The organism is Maribacter sp. X9 (assembly GCF_048537565.1).
Classification (GTDB): domain Bacteria; phylum Bacteroidota; class Bacteroidia; order Flavobacteriales; family Flavobacteriaceae; genus Maribacter.
Map to the genome: position 1 here is coordinate 2,276,940 of NZ_CP183215.1, position 23,667 is coordinate 2,300,606.

Consider the following 23,667-nt stretch of genomic DNA (forward strand, 5'->3'; position numbering starts at 1 on the left):
CTTAAGAGCGATAAAGACCCCAAATCAAAATTGTTCTGTCAAACTAACCTTAACCTATGCTCCCAAAACAACAGCGGTATACGCTGTATGTATCACTGCTGATTCTACTATCAGTTGTTGGTACTACGGCAATAGCCAACTCTAAGGTAGGAATCCTTTTAGAGGAGGTCACACTCGTGATCGAGAAAGCTGTTACCGTTTCGCCCCCAAAAAAATCCAATTTAACTTCATCGAGCTACGTCGACCAAAATTCGAATTTGTCAGCTAGCGCTATGTTCGCTACCATTATTCAAGGCGCTGATGAAGAAGTAGGTTGCAGTGTGCAAGGATTCACCGTAGCACGTTTTAATCTCTGTGGAGATTATGATGACCGTATCATTAGTTTGGCCGGATCTTACGGTTCCGTTTCGTGGCAGAAATTAGGAGGTTCCTGTAGTCCGAACATCAATGATGATTGCCCGAATACCGGTTCTTGTTATAGTCAAGTTGCAACAGGTTCTACTTTTACGTTGGATGCCAGTTCGGTACCTGCGACCTCCGGTGCTGAATATCGGGTAGTTGCCGATGGACAAACCTATTATTTTAAAGTTAAAAAGAGTACCATCACTCAAACCTATCAGAAGCAGGATTATATCTGCGGTGTAGAAGGTAGGATTCAAATCACTAATTTATCAAGTGCTTATGAGTACAGTATAGATAGTGGTAGTGGTTTTGGACCATGGCAGGGTCCAATTTTCTCAAACTTGACAGCGGATACCTATAATGTAAAGGCAAGGTTGAAAAATACGCCGAATACTTGTGAATATCCATATGAGCCAATTACCATTGAACAGCTCGACATTGAAATTGAAGCCACTTTTGTGGATGCACTTTGTAACGGCGATACAGGTAGTGTAACGGTTACGGCCTCAAATGTTCCAGGGCCTTATAAATATACATTACTTAATTCAAGCGGGGTAGCGCAAGAATTTACAGCGTTTGTTTCTGATAATCCCTATACGTTTTCTGCGGTTGGTTTTGGTACCTATACGGTTCAAGTGGAAACCCAACAGTGTACTGGAGATCCCTTGAATGGTATCAATCCACCAAGACAAAATTTGGATACTTCGGGAAACCCTATCACCATTGGTGCTGGGGCTTCTGCATTAGATGCCTCCACTGAGGTTAATAGTAGTTTTGGATGTTCAGATATTTCTAGTGTAGATATTACCTTAAATGCGAGTGGTGGCTCAGCTCCTTACACCTATACCGTAAACGGCGGTCCTGTTCAACCTTCTTTTGGAAACGCAACTACAGATTCAGGAACTACCACGTATACGGTTACTTCTGATGGCACCTATGATTTTGTGATTACCGATAGCAATGGCTGTATTATAAATGCATCGTCCGATGTGGAAACGTTGTTGCCCCCTGATATTTCGGTAACGGGAATTGATGGTACATGTAGCAACGGTGGCGCAAAATTGAATTTTACAATAAACAACGGAAGGGGATACAATATTACCTATCGAGAAAATCCTTCAGAACCATGGGTAAGCACCCCACAAATTTCGGTTGCGGCTGGAACCTATTCTAATATAGAAGTGCATTACCAGCAAGGTGGTTTTGAATGTACTTTAGCCTTACCATCGGTTACGGTAACGACAGTTGGTTCTTTAATGGGTTCGGCAAGTAAGAGTTCAGATGTTACATGTACGAGTGGTGGCACTAATGGAGGGCAAATCGATTTCGTTGGTCCATTCTCTGGAGGTTCCGGCAGTGGATATGAATTCAGCATTGATGGTACAAATTTTTCCACCAATACTTCCTATGCCAATTTAGCTGCCGGCACTTATACTCCCATTATTCGTGATGCAGGGGGATGTCGTTTGGAGTTGGCGCCAATTAAAATTTTTGACGTAGACCCACCTACCAATATTGATTTTGCACAAAGCAATATCAGTTGTTCTGCCGGAACTTCAGATGTTCAGCTAACGCCCACAAGTAACGAAGCTATAAACAGGTATGAGATTATAAGTCCAAGTTATTTTGACAACGGTAGTAATGATACGTTTACAGGATTATCTACCTCAACGGCCTATATTTTTCGGATAACCGATGTTAAGGGATGTACCTATACTGAAGGTTTCAGACCAGTAGAATCTAGTTCTATTAGAGTGAGGGTTAAGGCGGGTGGCGATTTAAGGGTTTGTAATGGAGCTACGGATGGTACGGGAACATTCATTATTGATGGATTCGCAACGAATTATACCTATGATATTAACGGTGGAATGTTTACCGGAGGACCTCAGAATAACAACGAGGTTGCTTTGCCTCTATCTGGAGCTGGTACGTACACCATAACCGTTACCGATGCAGATACCGGTTGTACCGATACGGCTTCATTCGATATTGAGGAAGCTCCTGTCTTAGATTTAAGTGGTAGTGTAGTTACCCCAATGAGTTGTGCCAATGGAAACCTTGGCGCAGTTCGGGGCAATGCTACAGGAGGTTGGGGGTCTTACAAATATACCCTGACTCCGCCAATAGGTTCTCCAATAGGTCCAAAGTCAGGTAATAATTTTGGAAATCTGTCTGCCGTCGGTATGTACACCTTAACAGTTGAAGATTCAGAAGGCTGTACAGATTCTTTTACGTTTAATTTAATTCCAATTGATGCACCTGTCCTTTCTTTAGATACGAGCAATTCAGATTTTTGCTACGTGGCAGGTGTGGGGGCGACGGCGGTTTTAAATTCAACGGCTGGCTCCGCTGCTATTGGTACGCATCAATACCGTATGAATGGCGGAAGCTTACAATTAAGTAATTCTTTTTCCTCATTAACCCCTGGGAACTATACTTTTGAAGTCGTTGATGGCAATAATTGTTCAGATTCCATAAGTATAACTATTGAGCCACAGTTGCGGGTCAATACGAGTATTGAAACGGAAATACCCTGTGGTGGTAACCCAGGACAGATTAGGGTACAGGTCAATGGTGGGTATACAGCGGGAGCAGGAACAAAAACATATGAAGTGAGTTCTGATGGCGGTACCACGTTTGGTAGCCCAATATCATTTACTTCTAATAATTTTCTTTTTGATACGGCAGTACCTGGGGATTATGTTTTTAGAATTACAGATAATAATACTACAAGTACGGGTTGTGTTGCGAGTTCTGCACCTATTACCTTAAATCCTCCTCAAAATATTGCAGCGGCTTCGGTTACGACTAGACCTGTAAGTTGTTCGCAGACCAACAACGGTGCCGTAACCATCATACCCGATGCGACTAGCGGGGTTCCTCCATATGAAGTTAATTTTAACGGTAATGGGTGGGATACCCGAACAGTATTTTCAAACCTTACCGTAGGAACGTATTCATATGTAGTGAGGGATGCACGGGGTTGTGAAACCGTTCCCGCTACTGTTGATATTATTTTAGATACAACTTCTCCACCCGACGCCACTATTACAGAAGTACAAGCTACTTGTAGTGGAAGTGGTCCGGTAAGTGGGGGAATTAGCGTGGATGCCGTTACCGATGGAACTCCTAATTTTGACTTTATTATCGAGGATAATACAGGAGTTGAAATTACCCGTCAAGAGAATGTAGACCCATCCTCACTTCCGTTACAGATTTTAGACCCAAACCTTGTCACCGGTGATTATACCATTATCACAATTGACGCAAATGGGTGTACAGATATCGATACCATTACAATTACCTCTAATGAGGTAGTGATCACCCCGATACCTCCACCTGCTCCGGTTGATTGTGATGACAGTTCCTTTACGTATGCAGTGAGTGTTAGTGGTGGCTCAGGCTCATACCAAATACGATTGTTGGAACAACCTACTTTTTACAATCTTAATAATACACCTAATACGAATGACCATACTTTTAGTAATTCTACAGATGGCATTCAGTACGGTGTAGCCTATACGGTAGTTGTTCTGGATGTAGGTACGGGATGTACCTATGAACAAGAAATACCACCATTAGATGCTCCCTCAACCTTAAATGTAACCGCTACCTCAACTCCCGGCGCATGTGATTTAAACAGGAATGGAGAAATAGCTTATGAAATTTCGGGCTATACCGTTGGCGACAATTTAAGAATAGAACTAATAGATAATGAGGACGGTTCGAGGATTATACTTGAAAATTCTATTTCGCCAGCTACCGTACCTTATAGTTCATCGTATCCTGAGTTACCGGGCAATTATCAAATTGTAGTGACCAACCTGACCGATTCATGTGTAGATGCGGCATCGGTTACCATCGATCAAAACTTGCCCAGTATAGATATTCTTTCAGAAGTCCCGGCTAACTGTAATGCCTTTGGTCAAATTACGGTTCAAGGTCGTGGCGGTTCAGGTGGACCATACGAATTCGCCTACATGGATAATGGTGTTGTACCATCTTATCCGGCAGATTATACCAGCGAAACAACCTTTGTTGCTCCCGCAGGTGATTACGATGTCTATGTAAGGGATATTTCCGGGTGTACCTCCTTTGATATAGCAACGGTGATATTGCTTCAACCCGACCTGCCGATTCCAGATTTTATAGTAATCAACCAATGTGATCCAACATCCACCGCATTTGATATTACGGTAAGTATTCCCAATACGGTTAATACACCAAGGTTTACCTTAGGTGGAGATGAACAACTGCCCACCGATGATGGTACAAATTGGTCATATACCTACACGGTGAGTAGTCCTGGAGATTATGTGGTTGACGTGGTGGACGCAAATGGATGTACCAGTCAAGGTACAGCAACGGTCTATGATTTCCTTTCTGGATCAGGGGATTTTACTACAGATTCTACGTGTAACGATGCAGACGGTGAAATTACGATACGTACAAATGGGGGTAGTGGAGATTTTAGTTTTGAGCTTACAGGAACAGATTATAATTCAAATACCGTTGGACCCATTACACAAACAAATGACCCTATCTTTACGGGCCTCGTTCCTGGTACCTATCAGGTTTTAGTTACAGACCGGATTGTCAACGATGGTTCGGGTTACTGTGAATTCAACGTTGTCGATATCACTTTAAACCAAGCGGCCGAACCTGTTATTATTTCAGAAAATGCAACTGACATTAGTTGTAGGGATGCCGACGATGGTTCGATAGAAATTGTGGTAGGGCCGGCGAACGCTTTGGTGCCTTTTACCTCACAGGATACTCCAATCACCTATATTTTAAACAATCTAACGACCTCTTCAGAACAGGGGCGTAATACTACGGGGGCGTTTTCTGGCTTACCGGCAGGGGATTATCAAATGCAAATAGTGACTGCTAGAGGTTGTGAAGTTTTGTCATCTGTTCATACTATAACTAATCCTTTGGACTTTACCATTACCGCAAGTGCTCCTGACTTTTCTTGTGAACCTGGAGCTAATCGGTATAGTTCGACAACGATTACGATTAATGTGGTAGATGTGGGAACAGTTGGTTCTGGGTACCAATATAGTATTACTGGCTTTTCCAATTATCAAACGGCGAATACCTTTGAAATCGTTGATAATGGCTTACCACAGAATATAACCGTTTATGCTATAGACGGTAATGGCTGCCAGACCACCTTCGATGTACCAACTATAAATCCGCCTACAGATGTAATACCTACGATTATAGATGTCGAACCCTTAACCTGTACCGATGACGAGCGCGTGAGAATTCAGGTGACCGGTACATCTGATTTCACGGTAAATACAATTTCTGTAGCTACAGTCTCGCCTGTGACTAACACTCCAGGGGAGGACTTTGTCGATGTTCTTTTACCTGCGGCTGGCGATTATTTATTCGAAGTAACGGATAACACAGTTGGTTGTACGTATCCTATGCCCATCCATACCGTTCATGAACCTGCCATACCCACTGTGGTGATCAGCGAGGCAAAACCGGTTAGTTGTGCGGATCCGGGAAATGATGGTGCTTTGTTCATAACCGTTGGAAATTATGTTGGCACCTACGATTATATCGTTTATGAAGCTACAGATGTTAGCAGAGCAACACCATTGGGATCAGGTAGTTTTGATACGAATGACTATCCGGACAGCAATTCACAAGAGGCACGTATCGAGAATTTACCGGGCGGGAATTTAATTGTAGATATTACCTCCACCGAAACACCCTTCTGTACCGCTATAAGTAACGTAGCTACTATCAGGACACCGAACGGTCCCTTGAAAGTGGAAGCGGTTTCTATTGGTAATGTGGGTTGTACCAACGATACGGGTAAAATTATAGCCACCGGTAATGGAGGATGGGATGTATTGCCTTATGAGTATAGATTATTGTTCAGTACAGATGGCGGGGCGAACTATACTGCTGAAATAGCTCCATTTTCGGCCACGAATGAGTTCAATAGTTTATCCTATGGATTTTATCAAATAGAAATCAGGGATTCTGAGTTATGTACGACTACTTTTGAAATTGAATTGGGGGAGGTTCCCCAAATCGTTGCCGGAATCAGGGAACCACAAGGATTGGATTGCCCTAATGGAAACAATGCCATTCTCGAAACATTTGATATCACTTCTGGAGATGCACTAACGGCGACCTCAGGGGCAAGCGGAGGTTATGCAGGAGCGGGCTATAATTACACGTTACTTTATTTGAACAGTAATGATAACACCGATATTGCATCGCAAAGCGGACTTCAAAACACCCCAACCTTCGTGGGCGATAGTGGAGGTTTTATCAGCGCGGGATGGTATGCCATCGAGGTATCTTCCAGCTTTGGATGTTCATTTGTGACCGAACCCTATTTTGTAGATCCACCGCCCCCTATACAACCTTTATTGGTTCTAACAAGGGTGCCTGGTTGTGGAGGTGATGGGGAGATGCGTTTGACGGTTGAGAATCCTGACCCTTTGTTTACGTACGAGTTTGCCCCTATAGAGAATGGTGTAGTGGTAGGTTCTTATCAACCCATGCCAGGGAATTCCATTTTAATTTCCGGTGTTCAGGGAATTAACTATCAGTTTGATGTTAGAAAGATAAATTCCGCAGGAGTTTGTCCCGCCATACGATCAAATGGTATAACGATGACTAATGCAACCGGTATTACCATACTGGCTAATTCACCGGATGATATTTCTTGTGCATCAGAATTGGATGGTAGAATAGAATCGTTTGTAAATGGTGGTGTAGGGCAAGACGAGTTTTTCTTATACAGAGGAAATCCCATTGATGCCTTTAATCCGGCATCGACTGCTACTTTAGTTAGAGGTCCACAGAACAATGGTACTTTTGAAGGTTTATCGGAAGGAAGCATTGCAAATGGAACTGAATATTATGTAGCAGTAACAAGCGGAGCTACATGTATGGATATCTCAGAGCCATTTGAAATTATTAGGCCTGAGCCTATAATTTTCGACGCGGTGGCAACGGACGTAAGCTGTAATGGAGAAGAAGATGGTTCTATAACAGTTACGGTTAGTGATGGTGGTGTTGGTTTGATCCAATTTGCCATAGCACCAAATTTCAATGAATTTTTTACCGATATCGATAACCCAGGTAGCTATACTTTCGAAAATCTTGCTGCGGGCACCTATGAGATATTGATTCAGGATGAAAATGGATGTTTTGAAAAGGATTTCATTACCGTAGAAGAACCAGATCAACTACAGGTGCTAAATATCAGTACCACGCCTGAGCTTTGTATTGGTGCTAATAACGGAAGCGTCGTATTCGATATTATGGGCGGAACACCATTTAACGATGTTTTGGTGAACCCAACCCCATATTTCGAATATAAAATTGAAATGATCGACCCAGTAGATGAATCGGGTACTTCGGTATTTGCTCCCTACAACGGAGCGATTATTGAAAATTTACAAGGAGGAGCTTCATATGCAATCTATGTTCAAGATGCCAATTTATGTGGTACCACAGAAATTTTTACTATAGGAATAGGTGTAGACTTAACAGCAGAACCTCTTGTGCAATACGGTTGTGAGGGTATATTCCCAACGAGTACGACTACAATTGAAATGATTGATAATAATTTGCTCCCTCAGTTGCTATTTGCACTGGATCCCATAGATCCGACCGATGCAATTAGCTCAATGGCGACCGATGAACATGTTTGGGGAGATTTAACCCCTGGAGACCATACGGTCTACATTTATCATGAAAATGGCTGTGCCAATAGGGTTGAATTTTCCATTGATCCTTATGATCCCTTAACCTTGTCCGTTGATAAAACTGGCCCCAATGAGATTACGGCTTTGGCAACCGGGGGTTACGGAGAATATGAGTATTTCTTTAATGGAGACTCTTTTGGTTCAGAGACCCTATTTACGACCAATGAAAGTGGTATGGTCAATGTTAAGGTAATAGATGCTAAGGGATGTATTCTAGAATTAAATGTACCATTCGAATTTACAGGAATGTTAGAATTTCCCAATTTCTTTACTCCAGATGGCGATAACTTGAATGATGTTTGGTCTCCAAAAAATAGAGATCTCTTTGCTGGGGTAGATGTGAAAATTTATGATAGATACGGTCGGGTGGTGGCTGTCTTAAATGAGGTAAGCGGCTGGGACGGTACCTATGATGGTAAAGAAGTACCCACCGGCGATTATTGGTATGTTGTGAATGCCAACAGTAACCAAATAAGATATGTTGGACATTTTACCCTTTATAGATAAAGTGTTAATCATTGTTGATGAGGAGATACATATTATTATAGGTATCTCCTTTTTTACTTTCCGAAAAAAATTGATATTTAGCGTAATCTCGAATTAACTACAATTATTCTGCGCACATTTTCACAAAGTTCATATAAACAATCCTTTTTAGGTACATTTGATAGCTAAAATGAACTAGAAGTGATTAAGTATCTAAGCTATTTTTTACTATTGATTATTTTTCAAAGCTGCGCTTCCCAGGCAAAACCTATTCTTTTAGATTCGGTAATGGAAACCGATGTAAAGGAAAATCTTGCCTATTATCTATATTATCCAGAAGATTATCAGGATGAACCGGATAAAAAATTCCCCTTACTTCTTTTTTTACATGGTGGTGGGGAATCAGGGGATAGTTTGGTAACCGTAAAAAGAAACGGTCCCCCAAAACTAATCGTTCAAGGTAAAAAATTTCCATTTTTAATTCTTGCACCACAAAATCCGTATGCAAAAAAATGGTGGAACACGAGAGCCGTAAAACAGCTTTTAGATTCTATCGTAAACGATAATAGAATTGACAGGAATAGAATTTACTTAACGGGATTGAGCAGGGGAGGGGGTGCTGCATGGGAGCTAGCTGTGCAATATCCTGAAACTTTTGCGGCTATGGCGGTAGTTTGTGGAATGAGTCCGGTACCCTACGCATCATGGATCAACAAAAAAATGCCGATATGGGTTTTTCATGGTGAGAAAGATAAATCGATTCCTATCGAAGAATCGGAGACTATGGTGGCCAAATTAAAAGAAATGGGCTATGATGTTACCTTTACCAAATACCCCAATGTTGGTCATAATGCCTGGGTTAAAGCATACGATACAGAAGAATTGTACGAATGGTTTATGGATCAGGAATTGAAAAAATGATTATTGCTTTATTGTTCTTGTTTGTTCACCATTCGCATTAAAAAAAACTATTTTTTCAATATTATTCGAAACTATTATTTTTTGCGAGGTTTGTGATTGAAAAGTATCGCCCCAATAAGCCTCCCTCAATCGTTCGGTGCCATCCTTAAAAATTATTTTAGCTTTTGATTCACCTTTTTTGAAATTTACGGATTTCATCTCAAGATTTTTCTTGATTTGAAAAACTTGTAATGAGTCATTATTTTGGGAGGCAATAAATAATTCTCTATTATTGGCGAAAACACTTACCAGAGCCTTTCCGTCCCCAGGTACATAGAAGTTGGTATCGTTCAATGGTAAAGTTTCAAAACCGTTTGGTCCATGATTCTTAAGAACCAAACCTACTAATGCATCTGCCATTCCTTGCTGAACCTCCATTCCAAAATCATTTCCTACCATCAAGAGATCTACAAAATTATCATTGTCAATATCTTTAGGTAAAATGCCGTAAACAGGTCCATACTGTGCTTCAATAGGAAGTTTATGTATTTTAAATTTGCCGTCACCAAGATTTTCAAACCAAGATGTTTGCATATAATTGAAAGTATGTATTTCAGCATCATCAAGAAGGCCATCTGAAAACATTTCTGGTAGAGTTGATGTACCGAAAGCACCAAATGAGTTGAACTTTTTTCGTATACCTACATATTGCTTTGTAACGTCTTGCCAAGGATGATATAAATATTCCTTCTTAGTTCCTATACTATCTCTTAGGTAAAATGATAATAAAGGGTCAATAGTACCATTTTTATCTAAATCTTTGGCATATAATCGAATAGGTTCTTCTGCAGTACCTTTGAAATTAATATTACCACCAAAGTTACCTGCTATATAATCGGTATCACCATCGTTGTCCAAATCCGCTCCAGCTAAACTATTCCACCAACCGGACTCGTTCGATATACCTGTATCATCGGTGATTTCCGTCAATTTTCCTTTGTCGTTTTTGAAAAATCTAAGAGGCATATATTCCCCTGCCAAAATTAGGTCGGGCCAAAAATCACCGTTGAAATCCGTCCAAAGGGCATCACTTATCATTCCGGCGAATTTCAGTTCTGGATTTACCTTTTCAGTTATATCTACGAACTTGATGTTATTTGGGGATGACTGATTTTCAAAAATATAAGATCTATCTGCCTTGGGATATGAAAAAGGTAGAACCCTACTCCCTACAAAAAGATCTAAATCACCATCCTTATCAAAATCTACAGCCTTTACGCAGGATCCATTAGAATTCAAATCTGGTATTGCATCAGATACATCCTTAAAAACTCCTGAACCGTCATTAATCAATAATTTATCTTTATAGAGTTCGTCACCAGAGGGATATTGACCGCATCCTCGAACTATATATAGATCTTCATCCCCATCTCCATCCGCATCGAATAGCAGAGAACCAGCATCCTCTTCGAGTTTCTTATTACTCTTATAAGATACTTCCCTTTTTTTAAATACACCGTTCGCTTGTTGTAAAAACCATGCTTCATTTTGGCCTCTACTGCCAGCGATGAATACGTCTTCAAGATTATCTCCATTTACATCCCCTGTTGAAATGGAAGGGCCATATTGCGAGAATTTATGTGGCAAAGTACTCTGAAAGTTAAAATCGATAAAATCATCGTCCTTACTAAAAAAGTTTAAGCCTATCGTATTAGCAATTTCTTCAAATAAAGGAGTGTTTTTTTTAAATCTATGTTGAATTTTGTTTTGTTGTGGTCTAATATCATTAAGGCCGTTAATTCGTAAATTCTTTTCAACTTGCGCAGTACCATCTGGCCAAACGATTATAAGACTATCGAGTTTTGAAGTAGCTCCTAAACCAAAATGAATAGTTCTTTCTGGTTGTGATAGATAACCTCGACCGGCCATTACCGATTGTCTTTGTTGTTTACCATTAAAATATGCGATTACAGTACTGCCAATTGCCGAAGGATTCAATTCGGTACCTATTAAATTGATGCGTATGAAGTGCTTTTTTGGAGATTGACTATTACTATGATTCTCCATTAAAATTACGGGGTCATTTATATTATTGATTACTAGGTCTAAATCCCCGTCGTTGTCTAAATCTCCGTAAGCAGCGCCATTTGAAAAAGAACCAAAATCGAATCCCCAAGATTTTGTTTCGTCTATGAATCCTGCTCCTTTATTGTTTTTGAAAATAAAATTCGGAATTTTTATTTCAGGAATGGCCGCAATTAATTTCTCTTTACTCACTAATCTACTTGCGGTAATTCTAAAGTCACCAAAATCCCTATCGGTGACATCCTTAGGAAAACCATTTGTAATCAATAAATCCTTCCAGCCATCATTGTCGTAATCGGCAAAAAGAGGTGCCCAGCTCCAATCGGTTTCTTGAATTCCAGAGAACATACCTATGTCACCAAAAATAGGAAGGTCGGTTTTTGGATTTACACCTAAATTTTTTTGTAAAGTATTTCGGGTATACTGATGTTCGTATTTATATTTTCTTGTAAAAATTTCTTTCTGATAACTACTTGGTCCTTGAAATAATTTTTTTCTTTTATTATAGTATGGCTGCATCTCAGTAGTGAAAATGTCCATTTTACCGTTGTTGTCAACATCCGCTAAATCACTACCCATTGAGGATAGACTAAAATGTTTAAAAATATCACCAGCCCTATTAGTAAAGGTCCCGTCTTGATTGTTTATATAAATGAGGTCGTTACTTAAGAAATCGTTGGCTACATAAATATCTGGCCAACCATCCTCATTAAAATCATTGATTAAAGTACTGTGGCTATATCCGTGATAACGTATTCCAGCTTTTTCGGAAACGTCGATAAATTTTCTTTGTTGTATACTATCTACGTATACATTCTCGTAAAGAACATCTTTACTTTTTGAGGAACCATCATCGGTTAAGGGACTAAATTGGTTTGGATTAATACCTTCAATTCTATTAACACCGATGAAAACATCTAAATCCCCGTCATTATCATAATCGAAAAATTGGGCGTGAGAGGAATATGTTTGATCATCCAAGCCATACGAAGCAGCTTCTTCTTTAAAATATGGAATATTTGTTGTTTTTGTATTCCCTTGATTGATGAATAGTAAATTTTTTCTTAAAAGACTGTCTTTTCTAAACGTATTGCATATGTATATATCTTGTAAACCATCTAAATTGACATCAACGATTGTTACACCTGATGACCATTGTAGTGTATCGGTTTTTCCAATTTGTGCCTCTTTGCTAATATCCTTGAATTTTAATTCACCCGTATTGAGGTATAATTTATTGTCGACTTGATTTCCAGCCAGAAAAATATCTTGTAAACCATCTCCGTTTATATCGGCAATAGCTACGCCCGCACCATTATAAACAAATTCGTTATCTAAAATATTGATTGAGTCATTTTCAAATAGCTGATTGTTAAAAGTTAATCGGGAAATATTCGGATCCACTTTTGTGAACAATGTTCTTATTTTTTTTTCAGTACATCCAGATACGATAATCAGAACTAAGACAAATGTAATTTTGGTTTTAAAATACTTCATTCTTATGGAGATATAAACACTACAAATATGCGAGAACCTAGGTAAAGAAGCAAAAAAAAGCTGCCATAATTGGCAGCTTCTTATAATGCTGAATTTAAAAATTAATATCCGGGATTTTGTGTCAGCACCCCAGGCTGTAAATCTATTTGGGTCTGTGGAATCGCCCTATATTCATCTTTACCTGCTGTAAAATTACCTCCCGTATAGGCAGCTGGTAAGAATTTAGCCTCATATTTGAGGTATTCATTAATTTCTTCTGCAGCAACGCCCCATCGTACTAAATCAAAGAAGCGGTGGCCTTCTCCAGAAAGTTCTAATTTACGTTCAAATCGAATCGCTCTATTAGCTAATTCCTTGGTTGCGAATTCTGAAACAGGATACTCTTCTATCACATAATTAGCCGCATCCGTTCCATCTTCATCTTTAATCCAAAATTGAGAATTTGCTGCTCTTTCTCTGACCAAATTAACGTATGTACGAGCTTGTTCCAGGGAACCTGCTTCTACTTCTGCCTCTGCTGCCATTAATAATACGTCAGCGTACCGGATAATGGGATAATTCATAGTAGCGTAACCCCGTGTCCAAGAGCTAGCATCGGTAAGAGTACCCTCCTGATCTGCATAATAGACAAACTTTTTTGGAGAATATGGTCCACCATAGTTCTGAACCCTTATCCATGCTTGACCAGGATGAGGCTTCCACCCCAAATATGGAATATCTCTTCTACCGATTGAAAAGTCAATTCTTGGATCAAGTGGGCCTGCATCTGGCGTAAAAGGTTCAGTAGAAGCTATTCCCATATCCGATTTAACGGAATTTTCAGGATTTCTGTATGATTTATCAAGTAATGGTAAACCGTCCGTAGTAGTTCTAAAGGAATTTGCCAATTCAAAGCTTGGTTGGAAGAAGCCACAGCAGTCGCCCGGACCTTCGGATCCAGTAAGGTAAGGATAGTTCAAATCATCAAACCAATTCGCATTATTTACCGTTCCAGTATTGTTAGAAGATTCTACATCCATAATTGCCTCTTCATGATTATCGAAGGCTGCATTGAAAACTTTTGCATAATCATCCAATAGGTCATATTTAGTTCCATTCCAACTTTTACCATTGGCGATAACATCATCGAACCAATCTTTAGCCTCACCATATTTTTTCTGGTATAATTTTGCTTTACCCATGTATGAAGCTGCAGCCCATTTGTTAACCCTTCCGGCATCCGTAAGTTCTGGTAAATTATCGTAAGCAAATTGAAAATCGGCTTCAATTTGTGCCCAAGCATCACCATTATTAGGAATTAAAGCTATTGAATCCTGCGGTACGGTTTCGTCAAAAACCACAATATTATTGAAGTTCTTTTTAAGATCAAAATAAAAATGTCCTCTTAACATTCTAGCTTCCGCCCGCAAGCTTGTGGCTTTTTGCGAAGTAAGGTTGTCTATGTTTTTAGTAACAGTTTTCAATACCACATTGGCACGGTTAACACCTTCATAGCGTGCTTTCCATAATGCATTTATCTCGGATAAAGTTGCGTCAGCTTGAAACCTTTGAAATGTTGCTAGTATAGCCCCATCTCCTGGATCTGTACCTTTATTTGCATCACCACCGAGTATGGAACCCATAAGCCATGCGTTTGGAGTTGAACCGCGGTTACCATCTAGGTATCCGTTTATCATTGAATAGGTACCAATTAATAGCCCATCTAAGCCTTCAGCCGTGCTTACCTGTGCATCTGCCAATGAGCCTGTAGGCGCTATCTCCAAAAACTCATCACTACAGGATAAGCCGAATGTAAGTAGCCCAACCAAAAGGATGACAATTTTCTTAGAATTTTTTTCTTTTTTCATATTTTTTTTTAAAAAATTATTTTTTGATGACATAATCTTAATAATTTTATGTTAATCATTTAAATACCCAATTCAAAACTTATGAGATATTGGGGAGCAACAGGATAATTTCCTATGTCAATACCAAAATTGGTATCAGCACCACCTCCTACACCTGGATCAATACCTCCATAATTTGTTATTGTCCAAATGTTGTTAGCTGCTAGTCCAACCTTTAATTTTGTCAAACCTAATTTCTCGGTTACAGGTCCTCTAAAATCGTAAGCCAATGATAGGCGTTGCAACCTTACATAAGTACCATCTTCTACGTACCAAGAATTTCCGACGGTATTGGTGCTAAAGTTAGAAGCACTTTCCCATCGGGGTGCTACTGCGTTGTTACCGAGTTGTGGGGTCCAAGATTTAAAGGCCGCTTCACCTTTTGCCGATCCTTCAAATACTCCATAAAAATCAGTATACCATTTTGTTTGATTCCATATTTCATTTCCTATGGAAGTATACCAAAAGGTTTCAAACTCGATTTTCTTATATTTAAGATTTAAAGTAAGACCACCTGTGAAGTCGGGCACGGGACTTCCAAGAAATTTGCGGTCAGCCGTGGTTATTTTTCCATCTCCATTCACATCTTCATATTTGAAGCGACCAAGACCTTGTCCATCTTGTGCAGGTACCGTAGCACCCTCATCATTGACATACGTATTAGCATCGACTTCTGCTTGGGTGTTAAAATATCCCACAACATTGTAACCATAAAATGCAGAAAGACTTTGTCCCACAGCATTTCTCGTAGCCACAATATCTCTTACCGCAGGGCCGTCAAAGAATTCAAGGCCTGGCGCCAATGAACTGATTTCGTTCTTTAAGAAGGCACCATTTAAAGTTGCTGTAAAATTAAAGTCTTCAGTAAAGTTTCCCCTACCAATAATTTGAAAATCTAAACCTTTATTAGCCATACTTGCAACATTTACTGATGGGGCCGCGGCAAAATTTCCTGTAACACCAGGTAGAGGAAGCTGATATAATAAATCCTCTGTATCTTTTTTCCACCAATCTAAAATGAATTCTAGCTTATTATTGAAGAAACTAGCATCAAAACCAATATTTAGGGTTGTGCTGGTTTCCCATCTTGCATTTGGATTCCCAATACGGCTAGCTGCGAAACCTTCGTCTGCACCTGAAGATTGACCTTGAGTTTGATAAAAGGTGCCGGTTCTATCCGATGCATATAGTGAATATTGATTATTGGGGTCGACGTTATTTGAGTTACCCATTTGGCCCCATCCACCACGGACTTTTAAGTCGTTGATTATATCCTGGTTTTGCATAAAAGGTTCTGCAATTACCCTCCAAGCTGCAGATACCGCCGGAAAAATACCATAACGATCATTGGCTCCAAAGCGGGAAGAACCATCACGTCGTAATACTCCTGTCAGATAATATCTTTCATTGAAATTGTAATCGATTTTACCGAATAGAGAGTAAAAATTAACACCTTTGAATTGGTCGCTATTCACTACTGGGCTTTGAACAACACTCAAACTCTGAAAATCAAGATCAGTAGAAAACGGGTTAATACCAGAACCACTCATATTACGGCCCTTACCCGTATTCAATGCCTCGATACCTGCTAATGCCTTAATTCGATGTTGACCGAACAATTTGTCGTAACTAGCGGTATTAGTGAAAATCCAGTTAAAAGAATAGCCACTATTTTCAGAGTAACCATCGCTTGCTTGTGGTTCAGAGTCACCTAAATATCTATAGGAGTAATTCGTATTGTAATAATTAGAATAACCACCACCTAAACTAGATCTTAACGTTAATCCATCAAAAGGCGTTAATAGTAAGTAAAAGTTACCAACACCACCTATCGAGTAGGCTGTATCGTCACCATTATCATTCTTTAATACTCTAACCGGGTTTCTTGCGTTACCAAAACCTGCTGCTTTTGTACTAGCGAAACTTCCAAATTCATCGTATACTGGAATAATGGATGGCATTCGAATTGCCGAGGTAATTACAGATTCATCATCGGCACCACTGATACCACCGTCGTCACCGAATCCTCCTTTAACTGATCTATAAGTTGCCTGAAAATTTTGACCAAAACTTAGCCAAGGGGTTACATCCCATTCAGAATTGAAGCGAGCCGTGTATCTGGCAAATTCGTTTTCAAGCAGTATACCCGCTTGAGTTTGTCCAGAAATACCTGAATAAAATCGCCCGTTATCGGTACCACCATCAAAACCAATAGTAAACCTACTTATAGGTGCTATTCGGGTAATTTCTTTATACCAATTCGTTCCTCTTAAATTAGGCTTGATTAGAAAGGTATTCTTAGGGTCATTTTCGTAGTTTTGGCGTATTTGGGCTAAATCTACTTCAGCAGCCGAAACACCACTAAGACCATCAGCATAAAGGTAGTCGGGTAATGTAGGTACTGCGCTGTTGCCATATTGCGGGTGTCTGTAGTCAACTGGATCACCACTTATAGAAGCATCGTTCTCATAAGCAATATGCGTATATCTTGCCTGATCAATCGGACTTAAAATTTTCAGTGCACGCTTTGCATTAGGGTCACTAACCCCACTTGATAGATTAATGGTCATTTGAGTTTTACGTTTACCCCTTTTTCCTTGTTTGGTAGTATAAACTACAACTCCATTTGCAGCTCTTGCCCCATAGATTGAAGCTGCGGCCGCATCTTTCAGTACGGTTGTTGTTTCAATATCATCGGGATTTAAAAATTCAGTATTTGCTACAGGTAAACCATCCACTACATATAAAGGCTGGTTACCCCCAAAAGCACCAAAACCACGAATACGTATTTGACTCGTTGTGCCTGGTTGGCCATTGGTGATTACCGTTACCCCTGCAACTCTACCTTGTAATTGCTGTTCAACATTACCTGAGGGAATTGCAGCTAATTCTTCGGCTTTTACAATAGAGACCGCGGCGGTAGTTTCACGTTTAGTCTCGGTTTGATAACCTGTTACAACAACCTCGTCAAGCTGTGCAGAATCTTCTGCTAAGGTTACATTGATGGTGGAACGACCATCGACAACAATTTCTTGTTTTACAAAACCTATGTAGCTAAATATTAAAGTGCTACCATTATCGATCTCTAACGAGAAATTACCATCGAAATCCGTTTGGGTTCCATTTGTTGTCCCTTTTTCAAAAACGTTCGCTCCGGGCAGTGGAACCCCTTCACTATCAACAACAGTACCGGAAACTGTAGATTGCACTGTTTTTACGCTAACTTCATTAGAAGTGTTAATTTTTTCATTTGCATTGGCCATTTGGGCTCCTAAGCAAATGAGCATCGATAAAAATCCTGACTTAAAAAAGGAAGACCTTTTTTTGGATTTGACCGACTTGTCATCATGTTTTTTACTCATAATCCTTGTTGTTTGTTAGTTTAAATTAATCTACTTGTTTTTTGACTTTTCAAATTAGTAACATCGTAGTCAAATGTTAAAAAAATCAAAATCCAGCATAATAATAGCAATTTTATGGCACATAGAAATATTTCATCCGTAAAATTTTTAAATCTATGTAAAAGTTTATTTACCTCTTGTAATTCATAAAATCTTTAAAAAAGCCTATGTACGTTGGTATAATCATAATTCTAGGAGGGAATAATTCATAAATTAATACGTTAAATATTTTAACATTCTGACTCTTAATTGTAATAAATTAACGAGGAAAATTAAATATGTAAAGGGTATATATCTAGACTGAAGATATATCGATTAACATAATTTTAAGTTTGTGTTATGTTAATGAAAAGAGAAGGAAAACCATCTTCAATGGTTAAATAACAAAAATTTGATCACAGATTAAGAGGGTTAAGTTTTGGTCGATATCGGTAGTGCAGAACACATAGCTTTCACCTCCTGCTTGTAATTTCAGTTTCTTTCTGATCGTTTCGACGGAATCAGGAAAATTGCGAGTAGAAATATTCGCTTTGGAAAGGTTTAGTTTTTTAATCGATTTTTTTGAATAATCAATTACATTTAAAATTTTAAAAATCCGCCCAGGAAATTGAATTAATTGGGAAGAGGTATAGAGGTGCGAATTTGGGTGAAGCTTATTCAGTTGGTAATAACTTCCTATATATTGAAAAGCACCAGATTTCAGAATGGCTGCATTTGGCTCATAAAGATATTTTTCAGGATTTCCATAAGTTGCAACGGAAGCGCTTTCTTCACTTGGCTTAAATTCGAATACCTGTTCGGTATTATTTTTGAAGTTCAGTGTTTTAATCAAGGGCTCTTTGCAGTAGTCCCTTTGTAAAATCCATAACACTTCTTTTACATCGTTGTTTATGGCAACGATATGAATTTCTTTTACGTTCGGTAATTGGTTCAACCCCACACTAAGGTCAAGTAAGGGACCTGTTTTAATTAGAAGATTAGAAGATTTGGAGAATAGTAAACCCATATGTTTGGTAACATCAGGCTCACAATCGGATAAATAGTAAACTTTGTTATTGACACTATCCCTTCTAGAGGGATCGATAAATATCCAATCATAAGATTTCGATGAGTTTTTTAGAAAACTAATCGAATCTTCACTTAAACATTCAATATTTTCAATTCCTAACGTCTTAAAATTGTGTTGCGCAATCGTGGACAATTCTTCATTTTTTTCCAAATGAACGACTTGTTGCATCTGTTTGCTAAAAGCAACGCAGTCAACTCCAAGTCCTGCGGTACAATCAACAATTGAATCACCCTTGACCAATGCTGCTTTATAACGAGCCGTTTTCTCTGACGAAGATTGGGAAAGATTCAGTTTATTGGGATAGTATATGTTTTTCGTAGCAAACCATGTAGGAAGCTTCTGTTTGCATTTAAGTTTAGATTCGATCTGTTCCACCACTTCTTTTGAAGACACGTCGTTGAAAGGTGATTTTTTTAGAAGAATTTTATGGATGTCGGTCGAGAGGTTCGCATTTATATATTCTTGAACCTCTTCCGATAACAATGAAGAATTCACAGGGTGTTTTTTAAAGATTTTGGGTCAACGATTTTACAATCTGATTTTCAGCGAAAAATTCCTTGAAAATAACCTTCAATGCAGTGTATCCAGGAACCGCTACCATCATTCCTACGACTCCGAACATTAATCCCGCTATGATGATGATTAAAAATATTTCTAATGGATGCGATTTTACGCTATTCGAAAATATCAAGGGTTGGGAGAAAAAATTATCGATTAATTGACCGAACAATAAACCTAAAAATACATATCCGGTTTTGGGTAAGATCACCATACTAAAATCTGACCCTAAATTGCTGGTCATTGTCAGTGTGAGCATGACAATGCCACCGATAATGGGTCCGACATAGGGTATAATATTAAAAAGGGCGCACAGAAATGCAATCACTACGGCATTCTCAATGCCAATAATTAAAAGTACTATGGTGTAGATCACGAACAAAATGAATATTTGAAGTAACAGTCCTACAAAATACCGGGATAATAAACCGTTTATTTTTTCAATGGAATTTATGGTTCCTTGTTCCTTGGTTCTTGGAATGAAAATGAGTAATCCGTGCTGAAATAATTTTCTATCCTTTAAAAAGAAAAAGGAAATGAAAAGAACCGAGAAAAGTCCAACACTGGCAGAGCTCAAAACATCTAAAAATGAATTTAAAAAATTGGGAATAAACCCTATGTCAAAACCTTTTAAAATATTTTTTTCAAATTCTACATCATCTATTACGTCCTCAACCACATGTGCCGATAGGCCTACATAATCGGTGATCTGATGATAAAGCGAATTAAGGGTTCTTTGCAGCTCGTTAATATTCAATAACGATAAGTTCTTGCTTTGTTCGGATAGGAGTGGTATAAACAAAGCTACAATGCCGACAAGTACACCTACCATGAGCAGCATTGTAAGGATAACGGCAAGAATGTTCGGTAATTTAAGCCTTAATCTTAGAAACCGTACCAAGGGTCTTCCAATTAAAGCTGTCACTGCAGCAATGGCCACATAGGCCAAGACAGATCTGATGGTATATAGAAAATAAAGGAGTAGCAGTATGCCAGCTATCACGCCAACTGCTCTAAGAATTCCCTTTGATATAGTTTTTGAAGTCACTGTTCAATTAACTTTTAAAAACATAGGTTATGATGTTAGCTCCCATTTTCAGTGCTTTTTCACGTACCTCTGCCGTGTCGTTATGCACTGTAGGGTCTTCCCAGCCATCTCCAAGGTCTGATTCTGATGTAAATAACAATACTATTCTTTTGTCATGGAATATGGCGAATGCCTTGGGGCGCTCTCCGTCATGTTCATGAATTTTAGGTAATCCTTTCGGAAAATCATAACTATTTGAAAATAGAGGATGATCGGCCCCTAATTCTTCTAAAATTGCATCAGGGAAAAGTCGGGCTATTTCTCTTGTTATGTAAGGTTTCATGCCATAATTATCATCGATATGAAGAAATCCACCCGCGTATAAATAGGTTCTTAGATTCTCTAATTCTTCATCAGAGAATACTACATTACCATGACCCGTCATATGTAAAAAGGGATATTGAAAAATAGCGCTGCTTCCTACTTCTACCGTTTCTGGTTTTGAATTTAAAGCTGTACCTATATTAGTATTGCAGAATGTAATGAGATTCGGTAATGCGGTTGGGTTGGCATACCAATCTCCACCACCTTGATATTTTAAAATGGCAATTTCTTGCGCTCTTAAACTTAAAGTAGAGAAAAAAATGAATAAGGTAATCGATGTAACTATATGTTTCATAGTAATATCAAATTTACAAAATTTGATGATGTGAAAACGCCGCCAAATAGATATCCGAACGATTGAGAATTATTTTACAATTATAATGTTTTAACCATTATTGATTAAAGCAACAACAGTGCAGGCTACAATGGCAGCTGTCTCTGTCCTTAGTCTTGTTTTACCCATGCTTACCGGCAAATAACCTTTGTGCATTGTGTTTTTAATTTCAGAAGGGGTAAAGTCGCCCTCGGGCCCTATTAGTATCGTTATATCTTGGTCGGCAACAACCCTTCTTTTAAGCTCGAAACGTTCGCTTTCTTCGCAATGCGCAATGAATTGTAATCCGTTTGTCGGTGATTCTAAAAATTCGGAAATGCTTACGGGTTCGTTGAGTTTCGGTAAAAAGGTTTGAAGGGATTGCTTCATGGCAGATTCAATAACCCGTTGCATCCTATCTAACTTGATAGTTTTTCGTTCTGAGCGATCACAAATTACCGGGGTGATTTCGTGAACCCCTATTTCTGTAGCTTTTTCTAAGAACCACTCAAAACGATCGTTCATTTTTGTTGGGGCTACTGCCATATGAAGGGCGTAGGAGGGTGGATGTGATTTTTCCGAGGCAATGATTTCAACCTCGCATTTTTTGATATTGTCACTTGTTATTTTTGCCTGAAATAGATAGCCTTTGCCATTGGTGATCCATAATTTGTCTCCATTCTTTTTTCGAAGGACTTTAATAATATGCCTACTCTCATTGCTGTCAAACGTGAATATGGAATCATCTACATTTAAATCGGGATTGTAAAAAAGTTGCATAGCGTCAAAGTTGAATCAAGAAATTAAATATCTGGCTTTTGCGGTTACATCTTGCGCGGTAAAAGATTCGTTTAAATATTTGTGGTAGCCAACAATACCGATCATGGCCGCATTATCTGTGCAATATTCAAACTTTGGTATGTAGGTTTTCCATCCGTATTTTGATTGCGCTTCCAGAAGTGCTTTTCGTATTCCAGAATTTGCCGAGACGCCACCCCCAATGGCAATCTCTTTTATTCCTGTGAGTTTCACGGCTTTTTTTAATTTTTGCATCAATATAGCAATAATGGTGTATTGAATGGAGGCACAAATATCTTCTAGGTTATTTTTTATGAAATTAGGATCCTCCTTGGTCCGCTTTTGAATAAAGTAGAGGATACTTGTTTTTAATCCGCTGAAACTAAAATCCAGTTCCTTGACTTTTGGAATTGGAAAATCGAATTTAAGCGCATTCCCAGTAGCCGCGTATTTGTCTATTAATGGTCCCCCGGGATAGGGAAGGCCCAAAATTTTGGCACTTTTATCAAATGCCTCTCCAACGGCATCGTCCAAAGTTTGACCGATAATTTTCATGTCGAAATAGTCGTTCACCCTAACTATTTGTGTATGCCCCCCGCTAATCGTCAGCGCTAAAAATGGAAACTCAGGGGATTTCATGTTTTCATCCTTAATAAAATGTGCCAAAATATGTGCTTTCATGTGGTTCACCTCAATCAATGGAATCTGAAGCCCTAAGGATAAAGATTTGGCAAAGGAGGTGCCCACAAGAAGTGACCCCATGAGACCAGGTCCTCTTGTAAATGCTATGGCTGATAATTGTTTTTTATCGATATTTGCTTTGGCTAATGCTTGATCGACTACAGGGACAATGTTCTGCTGGTGCGCTCTTGATGCCAGTTCTGGTACAACCCCCCCGTATTCCTTATGAATCGCTTGGGTCGCCACAACATTGCTAAGCACTTTATCGTTCTTTAAAACCGCCGCCGAAGTATCATCACATGAAGATTCGATTGCCAGAATATAAATTGTTTTCTGCTCCGACATATTTGGAATAAAATTTGAATAACAAAGGTAAAACATAAAGCCCTATCAAAAAACTTAGGAAAATATTGGTTAGAATAGTATTGGTGCTTT

Annotated in this window: 10 protein-coding genes; 2 read left to right on the forward strand and 8 right to left on the reverse strand. The window is 39.0% G+C overall.

What is annotated here, in order from left to right; translation table 11 throughout:
• The first annotated feature begins 56 nt into the window (after positions 1–56).
• Positions 57–8,654 carry a T9SS type B sorting domain-containing protein gene (locus tag ACNR9Q_RS09840; protein ID WP_419211043.1) on the forward strand — a complete coding sequence of 2,866 codons (8,598 nt, stop codon included), beginning with the start codon at positions 57–59 and terminating at the stop codon, positions 8,652–8,654.
• A gap of 180 nt (positions 8,655–8,834) precedes the next feature.
• Positions 8,835–9,554 carry a prolyl oligopeptidase family serine peptidase gene (locus ACNR9Q_RS09845; RefSeq protein WP_419211044.1) on the forward strand — a complete coding sequence of 240 codons (720 nt, stop codon included), beginning with the start codon at positions 8,835–8,837 and terminating at the stop codon, positions 9,552–9,554.
• Here the strand turns inward: ACNR9Q_RS09845 and ACNR9Q_RS09850 are convergent, their stop codons facing one another.
• The 8 genes from ACNR9Q_RS09850 to tsaD all read right to left on the reverse strand — a co-directional run bounded on the left by ACNR9Q_RS09850 (position 9,555) and on the right by tsaD (position 23,577).
• Positions 9,555–13,115 carry a VCBS repeat-containing protein gene (locus ACNR9Q_RS09850; protein ID WP_419211045.1) on the reverse strand — a complete coding sequence of 1,187 codons (3,561 nt, stop codon included), beginning with the start codon at positions 13,113–13,115 and terminating at the stop codon, positions 9,555–9,557.
• Between the two features lie 101 nt (positions 13,116–13,216).
• Positions 13,217–14,962: a RagB/SusD family nutrient uptake outer membrane protein gene (locus ACNR9Q_RS09855; protein WP_419211046.1), complete on the reverse strand. Its 1,746-nt coding sequence runs from the start codon at positions 14,960–14,962 to the stop codon at positions 13,217–13,219.
• 59 nt (positions 14,963–15,021) lie between these two features.
• On the reverse strand, positions 15,022–18,363 hold the full coding sequence (locus tag ACNR9Q_RS09860) for a SusC/RagA family TonB-linked outer membrane protein (protein ID WP_419211047.1): 3,342 nt from the start codon (positions 18,361–18,363) through the stop codon (positions 15,022–15,024).
• Between the two features lie 415 nt (positions 18,364–18,778).
• Positions 18,779–19,966, reverse strand: a complete 1,188-nt coding sequence (locus ACNR9Q_RS09865) for a class I SAM-dependent methyltransferase (RefSeq protein ID WP_419211048.1) — start codon at positions 19,964–19,966, stop codon at positions 18,779–18,781.
• Between the two features lie 10 nt (positions 19,967–19,976).
• The gene (locus ACNR9Q_RS09870; RefSeq protein WP_419211049.1) at positions 19,977–21,077 is read right to left on the reverse strand and encodes an AI-2E family transporter; all 1,101 of its coding nucleotides are present in this window, start codon (positions 21,075–21,077) and stop codon (positions 19,977–19,979) included.
• A 7-nt stretch (positions 21,078–21,084) separates the two neighbouring features.
• Positions 21,085–21,735, reverse strand: coding sequence for a DUF4159 domain-containing protein (locus ACNR9Q_RS09875; RefSeq protein WP_419211050.1), 651 nt, complete (start codon positions 21,733–21,735; stop codon positions 21,085–21,087).
• Between the two features lie 90 nt (positions 21,736–21,825).
• A complete protein-coding gene (locus ACNR9Q_RS09880) occupies positions 21,826–22,533 on the reverse strand; it encodes a 16S rRNA (uracil(1498)-N(3))-methyltransferase (RefSeq protein ID WP_419211051.1) in 708 nt (235 codons plus the stop codon).
• Positions 22,534–22,548: 15 nt separating this feature from the next.
• Positions 22,549–23,577, reverse strand: a complete 1,029-nt coding sequence (tsaD, locus tag ACNR9Q_RS09885; protein WP_419211052.1) for a tRNA (adenosine(37)-N6)-threonylcarbamoyltransferase complex transferase subunit TsaD — start codon at positions 23,575–23,577, stop codon at positions 22,549–22,551.
• Positions 23,578–23,667: the final 90 nt, after the last annotated feature.

Bases quoted from the DNA above. Each gene is read 5' to 3' on its own strand.
- ACNR9Q_RS09850 (WP_419211045.1), bottom strand. From the start codon at position 13,115: ATGAAGTATTTTAAAACCAAAATTACATTTGTCTTAGTTCTGATTATC.
- ACNR9Q_RS09855 (WP_419211046.1), bottom strand. From the start codon at position 14,962: ATGAAAAAAGAAAAAAATTCTAAGAAAATTGTCATCCTTTTGGTTGGG.
- ACNR9Q_RS09860 (WP_419211047.1), bottom strand. From the start codon at position 18,363: ATGAGTAAAAAACATGATGACAAGTCGGTCAAATCCAAAAAAAGGTCT.
- ACNR9Q_RS09875 (WP_419211050.1), bottom strand. From the start codon at position 21,735: ATGAAACATATAGTTACATCGATTACCTTATTCATTTTTTTCTCTACT.
- ACNR9Q_RS09880 (WP_419211051.1), bottom strand. From the start codon at position 22,533: ATGCAACTTTTTTACAATCCCGATTTAAATGTAGATGATTCCATATTC.
- ACNR9Q_RS09840 (WP_419211043.1), top strand. From the start codon at position 57: ATGCTCCCAAAACAACAGCGGTATACGCTGTATGTATCACTGCTGATT.
- tsaD (WP_419211052.1), bottom strand. From the start codon at position 23,577: ATGTCGGAGCAGAAAACAATTTATATTCTGGCAATCGAATCTTCATGT.